Origin of the sequence: Chelatococcus asaccharovorans (assembly GCF_003201475.1) — a bacterium.
Classification (GTDB): domain Bacteria; phylum Pseudomonadota; class Alphaproteobacteria; order Rhizobiales; family Beijerinckiaceae; genus Chelatococcus; species Chelatococcus asaccharovorans.
Genome location: NZ_QJJK01000005.1, coordinates 73,134 through 87,056, shown reverse-complemented (window position 1 = coordinate 87,056; position 13,923 = coordinate 73,134). Strand labels below are relative to the sequence as shown.

The window sequence follows — 13,923 nt, the reverse complement described above, 5'->3', positions numbered from 1 at the left end:
CATTGTCGTCTTCACCCCTGCCACATCAGGCATCTCCAATCATACCCACACCGGCCGGCTATCCTCCGAAGCGCGCGGTCGTCGCCTGGATCTTCTTTGATTGGGCCGCGCAGCCGTTCTTCACGCTGATCACCACATTCGTCTTTGCGCCGTATTTCGCGGCCCACCTCGCGGCTGATCCGGTGACCGGGCAAAGCCTCTGGGGCTATGCGACGGGCCTTGCCGGGCTTGTCATCGCGCTGACCTCGCCCTTCCTCGGCGCCGTGGCGGACACCACGGGGCCAAAGAAGCCGTGGATCGTCACGTTCGGGCTCCTGCTCGTCGCAGGCTCCGCGGCGCTGTGGTGGGCGGTGCCGGGGGCGTCCGGGGCCGTTGCGCTGGCCCTTCTTGCCTTCATTCTCGCGACGATCGGCGCCGAATTCGCCACCGTCTTCAACAATTCCATGATGCCGCATCTGGTGCCGCCGGAGCGCATGGGGCGCCTGTCCGGCGCCGGCTGGGCGACAGGTTATATCGGCGGATTGATCTCGTTGGCGATGACGCTGTTGCTGTTTGCCGCGTCTCCTGACACCGGCAAGACGCTCGCCGGATTAACACCCCTCTTCGGGCTTGATGCCGCGACATTCGCGGGCGATCGGCTCGTCGGCCCTTTGACGGCGCTCTGGTTCGTGGTCTTCGTCACGCCGATGCTTCTGCTGACGCCGGATGTCAGGCCGAGCGGCATTCCCCTGAAAGTCGCCATGCACGAAGGGTTCCGCTCGCTCGTGGAGACGGTGCGCACGGCAAGGAGCCTAGGGGATATCGGCCGGTTCCTTCTCGCCAATATGATCTATCAGGACGGCCTGGTGGCGCTGTTTGCCTTCGGAGGCATTTACGCTGCCGGGGTCTTCGGCTGGGGTACGATCGAGATTGGTGTCTTCGGCATTCTGCTGACCTTGACCGGGACGATCGGCGCCTTCATCGGCGGGCGCCTCGACGACGCCATTGGCGGCAAGCGGGTCATCCTCGGAGCGCTGACGATCCTCGTCCTGTGCTGCCTTGGAATCCTTTCGCTCGGCCGCGAGCATATCCTGTTCATGTGGCCCACGGGGCCTATGGCACCGGGTGCCGGGCTCTATGCCCATCTGCCGGAGAAGGTCTATGTCGCGCTGGGGCTCGCCATCGGCCTCGTCGCCGGGCCGTTACAGGCCTCCTCGCGCAGCCTGCTCGTCCGTCTCGCGCCGCCTGGGCAGGCCGGACAGTTCTTCGGCCTCTTTGCGCTGTCGGGCAAGGTGACGTCCTTTCTGGGACCGACGCTTGTCGCCACCGCCACCTTTCTCTTCGACAGTCAAAGTGCCGGCCTCGCCGTTCTCATCGGCTTCTTCGGCGTCGGCGGTCTGCTGATCGCGGGAGTCCGCGCGCGTTAGAGCATTTTCGAGCGAAGTGGACACCGGTTCGCGTGAAGAAAATGCGCTAAAACAAAGACATGGAGCATTTTCGCGATTCGGAGAAACGCGAAAATGCTCTAGAGCGCGTTTCGATCTGATAGCATCAGATCGGCGCTCTAACCTCTTTTATTTCAAGCATAATCTTATCGATCCTCGTTTCACTCCGGTCGGATTATGCTTTAAGCTGCCCTCACGGCTGCCAGGGGGCGTCGTCCGCACGCTCGGCCTCGGCGGCGTCGACGCCGTCAAGCATCGCCATGACGGCGCGAAGCACATCGCGCACGCCGGCACCGGAGGCGGCCGAGATCACATAAGGCGTCCGCTTGGCGGCCCGCTTCAGCCGGGCGACCTGATCCTTGCGGGTCTCCTCGTCCAGCGAGTCGGCCTTTGTGAGCACGACGATCTCAGGCTTGTCACTGAGCCCATGGCCATAGGCCTCGAGCTCCGCGCGCACGGTCTTGTAGGCCTTGCCCGCATGCTCTCCCGTACCGTCGACGAGATGGATGAGCACCCGGCAGCGCTCGACATGGCCGAGAAAGCGATCACCGAGACCGTGGCCCTCATGCGCGCCCTCAATGAGACCCGGAATGTCGGCCAGCACGAACTCCCGTCCATCCACGCCGACGACACCGAGGCCCGGGTGCAGCGTGGTGAAGGGGTAATCCGCAATCTTGGGCTTGGCGGCACTCACCGCAGCCAGGAAGGTCGACTTGCCGGCGTTGGGGAGACCGACGAGGCCCGCATCGGCGATCAGCTTCAGCCGGAGCCAGATCCACATTTCCGTGCCGGTCTGGCCCGGATTGGCGTGGCGTGGCGCCTGGTTGGTGGATGACTTGAAATAGGCGTTGCCGAAGCCGCCGTTGCCGCCGCGCGCCAAGACGACGCGCTGGCCAACCTCGGTCATGTCGGCGAGGAGCGTCTCGCCGTCCTCCGCATAGATCTCCGTGCCCTGGGGAACCTTGAGCACCACATCGTCGCCGCGCGGGCCGTTGCGGTTCTTGCCCATGCCGTGCATGCCCGGCCTGGCCTTGAAATGCTGCTGGTAGCGATAGTCGATCAGCGTGTTCAGCCCGTCGGTGCATTCCACAACGACATCGCCGCCGCGCCCGCCGTCACCGCCGTTCGGACCGCCGAATTCGATGAACTTTTCGCGCCGGAAGGAGACGCATCCCGCGCCGCCATCCCCAGACCGCACATAGACCTTGGCTTGATCGAGAAACTTCATGACACCACTCCCGCCCGCTGCGGGACGCAACGTGTTCCTACAGGAGCTTCGCGGACGCTGCAACGCGTCAGCACGGCCTGAAATACCAGTTCTGCATCGAGGCGCTGGATATTTGCACGAGATGGTATATCGGGCGCGCGACCTGCCTATCAGATTTAGACGTTAAATAATAATACATTTATCAAAATATGAAGGAGTAATAATGTACGTCTCAAGAGTGAAGAGAACGTATTCATCGGAAATCGATAGTCTGCTCAGCGGAGAAAAATGGCAGTATAAATACATAAGTTTCAGTTTCCCAAAGGAAATTTCGCAATATGGGCCTGACTATGAGCATGATCCACCCCGTGACTTCACGGAAGTAAGCGATAATGTGAAGGAGAAGGTGAGGGCGATTTTCGCGGAGATCGAGCGTGTCGTTGATGTCCGATTCGTCGAAATGTCTCAAGATCCGGGCCAGGCGATCATTCGGATAGGTCAATGCAGGGTCGCCAATCCCAACGCCTTTTATCCCCACGACCACGGTTGCGCCGGGGACATATGGCTGCCCGCGACGGACAAATATCGAGCGCCCGAGATTGCCAGCTTCGCTCATCACGCCATCCGGCATGAGATCGGCCATGCTCTGGGTCTCAAGCACCCGCATGAGAGCCAGCCGTATGGCAGGATGCCGGCGGAGATGGACAGCACCCGCTTCACCGTTATGAGCTATGATTCCCATCGGGACGTGCGGGCGTTGGGTTGCGACTATGGTGATCTGCCGCAGAGCTTGATGCCGCTCGATCTGCTGGCGCTCCAGTCGTTATATGGCGCCCGCGTCGGCGTTCCCGCGAGCGATGACGTCTATTCGTGGGACCCGTCGACGGGGGCCCGCCTGGTGAATGGCACCGATCGCGGCGGAGCCACCGGATCCTATGTTTTCGAGATGGTGGCCGATAGCGGGGGCTGGGACACATTCGACTTCAGCAACTACACCAATCCGCTGACCATTTCCCTCAGACCGGGCGAAGCCTGCCATGCGAAGCGGCCTCCCGATGTGCAGCCCGACAACTGCGCCGAGCGGATAGCCGTTTTCACCCCTCATATCCTGGACGGAAAGGCGGATTTCCTCATCGAGGTGGCGATCGGCGGCGCGGGCGATGACTATATCGAAGGCAACCACGTCGGAAACTGCCTGCGTGGCGGCGCGGGTAATGACCTCATGCGAGGCGGCGCAGGCGATGACCTGGTGGAAGGGGGCGACGGCGACGATGTGATAAGCGGTGATGAGGGGGATGATTTTCTGGTCGGCGGCGGCGGACGGAACCTCTTTGTCGTCTTCCCCGGCTGCGGCCGCGACGTGATCCCCGATTTCAAGGCGGGCTCCGGCAATGTGATCGATCTCAGGCATTTTCACCTGAAGAGCCTCGACGACGTCGCGATGTCGGATTCGGAGGCCTTCGGTGGCTCGGCCACGCTGCAGTTCGTCGAGCACGGCGGCGAGCGGGGCGGGCAGCTCACCCTGATCGGGATGAGCGTGGAGGCGATCCGATCTGAGCCGGATATCATTCTGCTGTGACCCGTGCGGCCCGACCTTTGTCCGCGCGCCGCGCCTGTCGTTTGGCCGATGCATGGGCGGGACCCGGCTGTCGCTGGCGACAGCCGGATTCCTGTCGTTTCAGGCCGCGATGGCGCCCTCACTCCAGCGCGCGCGTCCCAGCATTGTATCCCGGTGCGGGCGCTGGCGCTTCAGGGCCTGCGATTCAAGCAACCCCTCGCCAACCACGACGAAGCCCAGCTTTTCCTGCACGCGCAATGAGGCTTCATTGTCGCTGAATGCACCGGATGTGAGATGCATGTCTGACGAGGCGGCGAAAAAGTCCGCCACATAGGCAGAGGCAACCTCGGTGGCGAGCCCCTTTCCCCAGTGGGTTTCAGCAAGCCAATAACCCAGATTCATGGCCCCGTGGTGGGGCTTGATCGACATCACCCCTGCCGGTGTGCCGTCAACGACCACGGCGTGGTGCCAGCCTGTCCCGCTACGCGTTTCCTCTTCCGCCTTGCGGGCGAACTCTTGCACCTGATCGAGTGTAAGGGGCCATGAAACGCGACTGAGCTGGCGCACCACGTCCCACGTCAGCGCCGCGTGCAGCGCCTCGGCATCCGCGGCCACCACAGGGCGGATAAGGGCGCGTTGTGTTTTGATCGCATGGTCCAACATTTCCACCTCCTTATCCGAGTGATGCCGTCAGCGCTGTGTCGTCCCGCACGCCTTCGGTCACCACGGCCGGCCCCCACTGCTTGAGACTGGCCCAGATGCCCCGTTCAAGCGTAAAGAGATCGACCGGAAGCCGTCCGCCGCGCGCCGGAAAGTCCATGAAACCCGCGCCGTCATGGCGAAAGCCGCACTTTTCCAGGACGTGGCGAGACGCCGGGTTGACGACCCGCACCGCCGCCGAGAGCCCTTTGCTGTCGCCGCGGGAGAACAGCGTATCGATGAGGCCGCGCAGGGCCTCTGTCGCCAAGCCCTGCCCCCAGAATGGTGTACCCAGCCAGTAACCCACCGACGGTATAGACGTTCCCCGGTCCAGAGCGGCGCCGAACGCACCGATGATGTCATCGGGCGCATGGCGGAGCGCTGCGACCAGCGTGAGCTGTCGGCCGGCTGCATTGCCCGCTCGCGCCGCCGTGATGAATTGTTCCGCGAGGCCGGCAGGATAGGGATGCGGAATATGAGCCGTCATCTGGGCTACGGCTTTGTCACCGGCCAGGCATGCGATGGCGGCTGCGTCGGCGAGGCGCGGCGAGCGCAGGGCCAGCCGTTCGGTCTCGATGACGAAGGCGTCTTCGATGATGCCGCAGGTGAACATCGTTCGCTCCGTTCCAAAGGGCCGCGTGCCTTTCTGGCAACGACGGCGAAAACGACGAAGGGGAGATGGTCATCCCATCTCCCCTGTCGCTTGGATCCGAAGCTATCGTCAGGAGCTTCTTATCCGCCGGTTCGCTGGGATGCCGGCGGAGCTCCTCGTCTTAGCTGCGCCGTCTATTCTGCCGCCTGTTGGGCGGGTACAACCGTGACAAAAGCTCGCCCGGCGCGTTTCGTGAAGTCGACGCGGCCGGCGCAGAGCGCGAACAGCGTATGGTCTTTGCCCATGCCGACATTGGCGCCCGCATGCACCTTCGTGCCGCGTTGACGGACAATGATGTTGCCGGAGATGACTTGTTCACCGCCGAACTTCTTCACGCCGAGACGGCGGCCGTCGGAATCACGTCCGTTGCGAGACGAACCGCCTGCCTTTTTGTGAGCCATGATGAAACTCCCGAATTACATGTCGTGTGTAGCGCGAGGCGCTGGTGTCGCAACTCTGAACGCTACGACTTGAAACGTCGCTAGACCTGACCGCTCAGTCGTCCTCACCGGACTTCAGCTCGGCCTGGTCGATCTTTGCGCGGGGCGGCTTGCCGGCCAGGAGTTCCTTGGCCTGCTCGATCCATTCGTCGCGCCCGATACGGCCGCGCAGGGCGAGCTCGGCATCGTACTTCTCGACGTCGGCCTCGGTCCAGGCAGCAATCTCGTCCCAGCTCGCAATGCCTGCCGCACGCAGCTTCTTCTCGATGGTCGGGCCGATACCCGCGATCAGCGAGAGGTTGCTGTGGTCGCCGGCAGCGGCGACGGCATCCGCGGCCTCCGTCGCCTTGGCTTTCGGCGCGGGCTTCGCGGCAGCGGCCTTGGCCGACGGTTTCGCGCCACCCGTAAGAATCTCTGTGATGCGCACCACGGTCAGGTCCTGGCGGTGGCCGCGCTTGCGCTTCGAATTCTGGCGACGACGCTTCTTGAAGGCGATGACCTTGTCGCCACGGCTCTGCTCGACGAGCTCACCCGCAACGGTGGCGCCGGCCACGAAGGGCGCGCCAACTTCGGTCGTCTCGCCATTGCCAAGCATCAGCACGTCGCTGAAGGCAATGACATCACCAGGTTCGCCGGCAAGGCGCTCGATGGTGATCACGTCGGAGGCGGCAACGCGGTACTGTTTGCCGCCGGTCTTGATAACTGCGAACATCGTTCTTGTCCCGTGTTCCTCCCGGCTCTTTGCGGAATGTTCCACAAGGCCGGCTTTTTGGCAGATGTTGCCGCACGCGTCCGTGGCGGCTTCGAGATCGAAGGAGCCACGCAGGCGCACGGAATGCGAAGAGACTTCGCCCGGAATGTCGCTCGATACATCCCACGCGCACGTATGTCAACGCATTGCCGGTGCAAAATGTATGCGAGGCCCTTGATCTTACGCCGGTGTCACGTATAAGTGCCGCGCCGACGCGGAGAGGTGGCAGAGCGGTTGAATGCACCGCACTCGAAATGCGGCATGGGTGCAAGCCCATCGGGGGTTCGAATCCCCCCCTCTCCGCCAGGTATCTCTGTAAGCATTTTATTTTATTGATTAATTTGGATTGATAAGGCGACTATCGGCCATTTCATACCACATTTATTTTTTGGACGATCCTGGACGGTGCACGGTGCCGACGTCCACTCCGCGAGATCACCGCTCCCGAAATTCTCGAGACCCTACGGCGGGTCGCAATGCGCGGACGGTATGAAACCGCGAGGCGGCTGCGATCTACCATTGGCGGCGTGTTCCGCTATGCTGCTGCCACCGCGCGTGCCGATACGGATCCAACCTTTGCGCTACGCGGTGCTCTAACTGCACCGCAGAGGAAATCCTGGGCCGCCTTGACCGAGCCAAAGGCCTTTGGGGCGCTTCTGCGAGCAATCGACGGCTATGAGGGCGAGGCCACAACGACAGCCGCGTTGAAGCTCTTGGCGCTGCTCTTTCCGCGGCCCGGTGAGTTGCGAGCGGCCCATTGGTCCGCGTTCAAGCTGGACGAGGGGCTGTGGACCGTTCTGGAAGCCCGGATGAAGATGCGCCGTCCCCATCGGGTGCCATTGTCCAAGCAGGCGGTCGCTATTCTGAAAGACGTGCAGCAGCTCACCGGCCCTGGCACCCTTGTCTTCCCCTCGATCCGCTCGGTCCTCCGTCCCATGTCGGAAAACACATTGAATGCGGCGCTACGCCGTTTGGGCTTCACCAAGGATGAGATGACCTCGCACGGGTTCCGCGCGCGTGCCAGTTCCATGCTCAACGAGAGCAGATTCTGGCATCCCGTTGCCATCGAACGGCAGCCGGCCCATGTCGAGGAGAACAGCGTCCGGCGCGCCTAGAGCATTTTCGAGCGAAGTGGACACCGGTTCGCGTGAAGAAAATGCGCTAAAACAAAGACATGGAGCATTTTCGCGATTCGGAGAAACGCGAAAATGCTCTAGGGTAATGAGGCACTGCGACCTATCGATGAGCAAGATCGGACCGTTTGTTAATCGACATCCAAGACTCAGTTCTGTTGTAATTTTTGCTTCACGCGGCGATGTAGCAGCAAAAGGCTGAGAAGCGTGCCGAAGGCAAAGATCGAGATCGCTAAGGCCAGCAATAGAGCGGTGTAGGGACCGGCAGACGTCAAGATGGCGGCGAATGCCGGCGGCGCGGCGGCATAGGAGAGGTTGAGCGGCACCGCTAGCTGCGCCGATGCGCGGGCATAGGCAGCGGCAGGGAAAATCTGCAGCGGCAGCGTGGCGCGGGTGACGGCGCTGATGCCGCTGGCAATACCGTATAGCGTGGCGAAAAGCACGGCGCCGGCAAAGTTGCTGGTCAGCAGAAGAGGCATGAAGCTCAGCGGAAACAGTGCGCTGCTGGCAAGGCCGATGATGAAGCCCGAATAGCGTCGGCCACCGACGAAATCGATCAGCCGCCCTGCCCATTGGGCGATGCCGATGAAGGCCGCGGCCGCCAGCGCGCTGGCGTGATCCAAACCAGTCGCCTCAAGCAGGATGATGATGGTGAGGGCAAATCCCCAGGTTACGAAGCCGCTCGCGGCAAAACTCAGGGCCAACAGGACGAATCTTGGCCGATCGATGGGGGCAAGTTCATCTGCCTCCTGCACAGCGGATGCTCTCCTGGACCGGCGGGCGAGCGTGATCCAATGCAATGGGGTGCAGACGAGCAGCATGAGGAAGGCATAGAGCAGTGTCGTCGTGCGCCAGCCCAATTGAGCCTGCAGAAGGCCAGTGAGCGGCCAGACGATGGTTGATGTTAGTCCCCCAGCCAGGATCAGCACGCCGAGTGCCTGGCGCGCCTTGTCGCCGGCGATCTCGGTCACTGCAATCTGCGCTGGTGTCGTCAACATGCTGCTGCCCGCTAGACCAAGAATGATCCAAGACAGGAAATAGGACAGCGGCCCCTCAGCTAGGCCCATGACCAGCAGTCCCATCGCGCCTATGGGTGACCCCAAAGCCATAATCGGGCGCGCACCATGGTGCTCGAAGAGTGAACTCAACGGCCAGGACACCATGGCCATGACGACAAGCATGACGGTTGGTCCCGCCATAACTAGGGGCAATGCCATGACCAATTCGCTTGCCATGGCGAGTCCTGTGACCGCCGGTAACAGGAACGTCGCCCCCCAACCAATGAGCTGGGTCACCGACAGGGCCGCTACAGCACGGATTGTTGGGGAGGATAACAACATAGGGGGGTAACGCTGGAATGACTATCCGCGGCGTGATCGCGTGTAGGTGGTTGGAGGGACGGGAGATGTCGCGTGGCGGCGTACACGGTGGCGTTTCGTCTTCGACGAATTCGTTATCGACGGGTGGGCGCCAGCTGAGCCTGCCCTCGCAGCTGTCCGGGCGGACTTCTTGTTGGAAAAAGATGCCATCAAGGTGCGAGTTCCGCTCTGACTTCGCCAAGCAGAGCCATGGCGCCTAGCCGACCCAATTCGTCCGAACATTTTGCGCTCTTGCCGTAGCAACCGAATGCGACGGCTACGCGCTCCGAAAGCGGCCCGATGCAGGGCAGGCGATTGTTGCCAAAGGTCGTCATGCAGGGCACGACACGACGTTCTTCGAAATTGAGGTCGCGAATTCGGTCGAGGAGTTGCTCCTGAAGCCCATCGGCAACTTGCGTTGAGCCACCTGAGCGAAACCAATTCTTGATATCCGCTTCGTTTTCAAGCGGAAGATCAACCGGGTCGCTTCCGAGCTTCAGCCAGGTGTGGCCGTCGGGATAAGGGATTGGCGGTAGGATATAAGGATCTTTGCCCTTGGGGCCAAGGCAACGCATCGCTGGCATCTCGGCCAAGCGCTGAACTTCCGCCGCACCAAGCTGAAACATCGCTACGGTACGCCCAAAGACCGTAAAACCCAATGACTGACCCAGTAATGATTGGGTATGCCCGCCCCCCGCGACGAGAACGCGCTCGGCCTCGACAGGCCCCGATCGCGTCCGGATCGTCACACCGGAGCCGTTTTCCGATATCCCAAGGGCAAGTTCGTTGATTACCCGAGCCCCGGCCCGTTCCGCAGCGATCTTCTGCGCGTGAACCAAGCGGCGCGGGCTAATATATCCTGCGTTTCGTGGCTCGAAGAAGCCTTTCATTTCTTCCGTTGACCGCAGAAACGGGAACCTCGCCGCGAGCTCCATATCTTCATAGGCTTCACAAAGAATCCCAGCCTCAGCGGTGATTGTGCCGACAGCTGCAACATCTTTGCTAGCGGCGGCGCCCATGTGAAGAACGCCGGCTTCTCGATAGAATTCTACCCCGCTTTCTCTTAGAATATCTTCATAGCGCAAGATGGAAGCCGCATTCGCTTGTCTCCAAAATGGCTCCAGATCGAAACATCGCGTGATGCGGCCTTCGTCGTAGTGGCTGCCAAAGACCCCGGGATGACTTGAATAGTCTGCCGGCTCACTGGGGCCAATCAGGGCGACCTCATGTCCCATTTTGGACAGATGGCGTGCAGCCGCCGACCCGATCATGCCGCCTCCGATCACCGCAAGCTTGATCGATCTATCTGTATTCATGATCAATTCCTACGTTTTCTTGCACAGCCCGGATGAGGGCCATTGTGTCTCAACGCCGACAAAAGCCCATCGATGCGAATGCGGCTGAAAGAATGAGGCAAGGGGTGGGGCGATCACGACAGGTGAGCGTCGGGGTCATGCTGCAATCGATGCGTGGTCCGGCACGCCTTTGAGCCATTTCGGCCGGGCGGGCCCATGACCAGTGGTGACGAGCCCGATGGATCTGTCAGCGATCGCACTTGCCAACCTCGCGTCGTGGGTGATCAGCAAGATCGAAACGCCATCTTCGTCTGCCACCCGGCGCAGTAAGGTCATGACGTCTGCCTGCACGGGTGGGTCGAGCCGTGAGGTCGGCTCATCAGCGATGATGAACTTGGGGCGTAGACACAGAATGCGGCAGAGCGCAAGACGTTGCGCCTCACCTCCGCTGATGGCGCTGGGGCGCCGGTCCAGCAACTTCGGGCTAAGCCCGAAGCGCTCCATGAGCTCCGGGAGCTTTCTGGTGGCCGCTTGTCCTTCAGGGAGCCGATTGAGATCGCGCATCGAGGCGCCGATGCTCTGCCAGGGAGAAAATACCCGTGTGGGATCCTGGTGCAGCTTCTGGACCCGGCGATCCGCACGGGACGTTGGCCCGGCGTCATCCAGCCAGTATTCCAGCTTGCCGCCATGCGGAGGAGACTGGCCGATCAATGTCCGTCCAAGCGTGCTCTTGCCGATGCCGCTTGGCCCCAGCAGCGCAACTATCTCTCCCTGGCAAAAGTCGAGATCAAGGCCGGCAATCAAAGTTTGACCCGGGTATCCTACCGCAAGCGCGCGCGTCCGGACAACGGATGGGCTTCTCCTGGCGAGTGGCTGTTTCTCCTCCCACCGCGATGGATCGCTTTCGACATAGCGACGGCCATAGCTTGACTGCGGCGCGCGCAGGACCACCGAGGCTGAGCCCTTTTCGACGATACGGCCCTTATGAAAGAACACAACAACGTCCGCGATCTGATGCGCAAGCTCAAGATCGTGCGTCACCATCAGGATAGTGCGCCCCTCATTTCTCAGCTGTTGCAGGAGAAGCCCAACATCATGCCTGCGGCTCGGATCCAGGCCCTTCGTTGGTTCGTCCGCGACGAGAATAGGGGCGGCGCTCTGCGCTGCTATGGATGCAAGAACCCTTTGAGCCATGCCCCCCGACAACTGATCGGGACGCTTGCAATGGTGATCGAGCGCCAGGCCCATGCGGCATAGCGCCTTGCGTGCCTCGGCATGTCGTTTGCCGTCGCTGGACAACTCCGCAACCTGGTCATGGGCGGACAGTAGCGGTGACAACGCGCTATGGGGTTCCTGAGGAACGAGGAACGTCTGTTGCCACCAGCAAGCCTCAAGGCTTTTTCTGTCGGTTACATCAATCGTCTTGCCGCACATGAGGATCGATCCGGAAGCGTGCAGTCCGGGGGGAAGCAGCCCCATGACGGCATTCGCGATGAGGCTTTTGCCGCTGCCAGTCTCGCCCAGGATTGCCGTGATCTGACCAGATGGAACGTCAAGGCAAAAGCGATCAACGATTGTCGCGTCACGGCTCCGGATGGACAGGTCTGCGATTGCCAGCGTCATGTATCAGGACCTGCCTGAAGTGGATGTGGGGCTCGCCAGACTCTCGCCGATCAGGGTCGCGGAAAGGGTCGCCAGGAAGATCGCGCAAGCCGGGCCAAAGACTGCGTATGGCGCGTCGGGGAAATAGCCGATTGCGTCAGCTACCATGGCGCCCCATTCGGCAGTCGGAGGGGCGATGCCGATGCCCAGAAAGCCTACGGCCGAGATGGTCAGAATGGTGCTCGCGAGGGACAGTGCGGCCGTTGACGTTATCTGAGGGGCGACGCCGGGCAGTATGTGCTTGGCGAGAATATAAGGGGTTCGGAAGCCAAGGAGGCGCGAGGCTTCAACATGGTCGGCAATGAGTTCGGAGCGTGTAACAATGTAGGAAAGGCGCGCGAAGGCAGGCCATTTCGCGATGCAAATGCCGATCAGGACACTCCATGTGCCGTTTCCGAAAAGACCCGCCACCAACAGTACAAACAGAATAGTTGGGCATGCCAGCAGTGTATTCGCCAATCCCATTATGAGGGTGTTCGTCCACCCCCGGCACCACGCCGACAATGCACCTAAGACTGTGCCTGCCAGCGCGGTCGCCGCGACGGCCACGACCGCAAGGCCGAGGGAAGTGGCTGCTCCTTTGATGACCCGAGCAAGGACTGAACGACCCAGGTGATCGGTGCCTAGCCAGTAGGATCGCGATGGAGCCTGAAACGCGAGAGAAAGATTCTGCGCATTCTCGTCACCTATGAATACTGGGCCCAGGGCTGCGATAAGGCCCAATATGACGGCAATGCCAACGCCAGGCCAGAATTTGGCGGGCAGTTGCGGCTTTCCATGAAAGGCAATGTAGGATCCGGTTGTCATGACGTCGTGCTCGCCTGGCTGTCGACCGTTCGCGGATCGACGAGATTGGCGAGAAGCTCCGTCATTGCATGCACGGCGACAATGCCGAGGCCGATTATTGTGACGGCCCCGAGCACGACAGGCAGGTCTCGGGCGATAAGCGCATCGACCAATAGTTTGCCGATCCCGGGAAGGTTGAAAACCGTCTCGATGACGACGAAACCTTCGACCACGCCGGTTACTAGCACGCCAAGGTAGGCGACAACCGGTAGGAGAGCAGGTCTCAGGGCATGTCCCAACGCTATGCGGGACCAACTCCGGCCCTTGAGTCTTGCAAAAGTAACAAAGAACGATTGTCCTGTACGCGCCACCGAATTCCGCACAACTCGGGACAACTCCGGGCAATGTATGAAACCGAGAGTCAATGCAGGGAGCACAATACCTTGAGGTGATCGTAACCCGGCGACTGGTAGCCACTGGAGATTTACAGCAAACAGGGAGACCAGCAGAATGGCAACAAGGAATGCCGGGGCGGATGCGAGCAGGGTTGACAGGGCCGAGACGGAATGGTCCAGCCACCCATTGGGGCGAAGGCCTGCGGCCACCCCCAGTGGCACGCTGATGATGATCGTAACGGCGATACCGACGAGGCCGACAAGCAAGGTGAGCTGAAGTCGCTCCGCGACCAGTGGCAGGACTGCCTGGCCGCTGACAAGGCTGACGCCAAAATCGCCCGTCAGGGTCCGGGCAATCCAACTGGCGTATTGCCGGATCACCGGCTCATTGAGGCCAGCTGCTTCGCGCAACTCATCTGCTGTTCGGAACGACATCCCATCGGCCCCGAACTTGGCCTCCGCGATACGCATCGCCGGGTCTCCGGGCACGACCTGCAACGCTGCAAAGCATAGGGTGGCAACGGCAATAGCCACGCAGAATGCCGTGGTGGCGTATCGCAATA

At 61.3% G+C, this 13,923-nt stretch carries 14 protein-coding genes, 1 tRNA gene and 1 pseudogene; 5 read left to right on the top strand and 11 right to left on the bottom strand.

Annotated features, from left to right (window positions below; all coding sequences use genetic code 11):
- Positions 1-2: 2 nt before the first annotated feature.
- Positions 3-1,406 (top strand): MFS transporter, encoded by a 1,404-nt coding sequence (locus C7450_RS12625; protein WP_110374818.1) that lies wholly within the window; start codon positions 3-5, stop codon positions 1,404-1,406.
- Between the two features lie 211 nt (positions 1,407-1,617).
- Here C7450_RS12625 and obgE read toward each other — a convergent pair whose 3' ends face one another.
- Entirely contained in the window at positions 1,618-2,652 is a 1,035-nt protein-coding gene (obgE, locus tag C7450_RS12620; protein WP_110374817.1) for a GTPase ObgE, read from the bottom strand.
- A gap of 232 nt (positions 2,653-2,884) precedes the next feature.
- A complete protein-coding gene (locus C7450_RS33950) occupies positions 2,885-3,274 on the bottom strand; it encodes a hypothetical protein (protein ID WP_170147231.1) in 390 nt (129 codons plus the stop codon).
- A gap of 57 nt (positions 3,275-3,331) precedes the next feature.
- Here C7450_RS33950 and C7450_RS33945 point away from each other — a divergent pair, with 57 nt between their 5' ends.
- A complete protein-coding gene (locus tag C7450_RS33945; RefSeq protein ID WP_170147230.1) occupies positions 3,332-4,210 on the top strand; it encodes a M10 family metallopeptidase C-terminal domain-containing protein in 879 nt (292 codons plus the stop codon).
- A 99-nt stretch (positions 4,211-4,309) separates the two neighbouring features.
- Here the strand turns inward: C7450_RS33945 and C7450_RS12610 are convergent, their stop codons facing one another.
- The 4 genes from C7450_RS12610 to rplU form a co-directional block, all read right to left on the bottom strand.
- Complete coding sequence (locus C7450_RS12610) at positions 4,310-4,852, bottom strand: GNAT family N-acetyltransferase (RefSeq protein WP_110374815.1); 543 nt, start codon at positions 4,850-4,852, stop codon at positions 4,310-4,312.
- A gap of 10 nt (positions 4,853-4,862) precedes the next feature.
- Positions 4,863-5,501 (bottom strand): GNAT family N-acetyltransferase, encoded by a 639-nt coding sequence (locus tag C7450_RS12605; RefSeq protein WP_110374814.1) that lies wholly within the window; start codon positions 5,499-5,501, stop codon positions 4,863-4,865.
- A 173-nt stretch (positions 5,502-5,674) separates the two neighbouring features.
- The gene (gene rpmA / locus C7450_RS12600) at positions 5,675-5,941 is read right to left on the bottom strand and encodes a 50S ribosomal protein L27 (RefSeq protein ID WP_110374813.1); all 267 of its coding nucleotides are present in this window, start codon (positions 5,939-5,941) and stop codon (positions 5,675-5,677) included.
- A 94-nt stretch (positions 5,942-6,035) separates the two neighbouring features.
- Positions 6,036-6,692: a 50S ribosomal protein L21 gene (gene rplU / locus C7450_RS12595; protein WP_110375114.1), complete on the bottom strand. Its 657-nt coding sequence runs from the start codon at positions 6,690-6,692 to the stop codon at positions 6,036-6,038.
- 255 nt (positions 6,693-6,947) lie between these two features.
- Between rplU and C7450_RS12590 the strand changes: the two genes are divergently transcribed.
- The 3 genes and pseudogenes from C7450_RS12590 (at position 6,948) to C7450_RS12585 (ending at position 7,846) form a co-directional block, all read left to right on the top strand.
- A tRNA-Ser gene (locus C7450_RS12590) sits at positions 6,948-7,037 on the top strand.
- 77 nt (positions 7,038-7,114) lie between these two features.
- Positions 7,115-7,312 (top strand): annotated as a pseudogene (locus tag C7450_RS35100) (phage integrase central domain-containing protein); the annotation flags it as partial.
- A gap of 45 nt (positions 7,313-7,357) precedes the next feature.
- Positions 7,358-7,846: a tyrosine-type recombinase/integrase gene (locus tag C7450_RS12585; protein WP_342588511.1), complete on the top strand. Its 489-nt coding sequence runs from the start codon at positions 7,358-7,360 to the stop codon at positions 7,844-7,846.
- A 167-nt stretch (positions 7,847-8,013) separates the two neighbouring features.
- Here C7450_RS12585 and C7450_RS12575 read toward each other — a convergent pair whose 3' ends face one another.
- The 5 genes from C7450_RS12575 to C7450_RS12555 all read right to left on the bottom strand — a co-directional run bounded on the left by C7450_RS12575 (position 8,014) and on the right by C7450_RS12555 (position 13,831).
- Positions 8,014-9,204 (bottom strand): MFS transporter, encoded by a 1,191-nt coding sequence (locus C7450_RS12575; protein WP_110374810.1) that lies wholly within the window; start codon positions 9,202-9,204, stop codon positions 8,014-8,016.
- A 188-nt stretch (positions 9,205-9,392) separates the two neighbouring features.
- Positions 9,393-10,538, bottom strand: coding sequence for an NAD(P)/FAD-dependent oxidoreductase (locus C7450_RS12570; protein ID WP_110374809.1), 1,146 nt, complete (start codon positions 10,536-10,538; stop codon positions 9,393-9,395).
- Positions 10,539-10,673: 135 nt separating this feature from the next.
- Positions 10,674-12,140 (bottom strand): ABC transporter ATP-binding protein, encoded by a 1,467-nt coding sequence (locus C7450_RS12565; RefSeq protein WP_110374808.1) that lies wholly within the window; start codon positions 12,138-12,140, stop codon positions 10,674-10,676.
- A 3-nt stretch (positions 12,141-12,143) separates the two neighbouring features.
- Positions 12,144-12,986 carry an ABC transporter permease gene (locus tag C7450_RS12560; protein WP_110374807.1) on the bottom strand — a complete coding sequence of 281 codons (843 nt, stop codon included), beginning with the start codon at positions 12,984-12,986 and terminating at the stop codon, positions 12,144-12,146.
- Positions 12,983-13,831 (bottom strand): ABC transporter permease, encoded by an 849-nt coding sequence (locus tag C7450_RS12555; RefSeq protein ID WP_170147229.1) that lies wholly within the window; start codon positions 13,829-13,831, stop codon positions 12,983-12,985. Before C7450_RS12555 ends, C7450_RS12560 begins: the two co-directional genes overlap by 4 nt.
- Between the last annotated feature and the right edge of the window lie 92 nt (positions 13,832-13,923).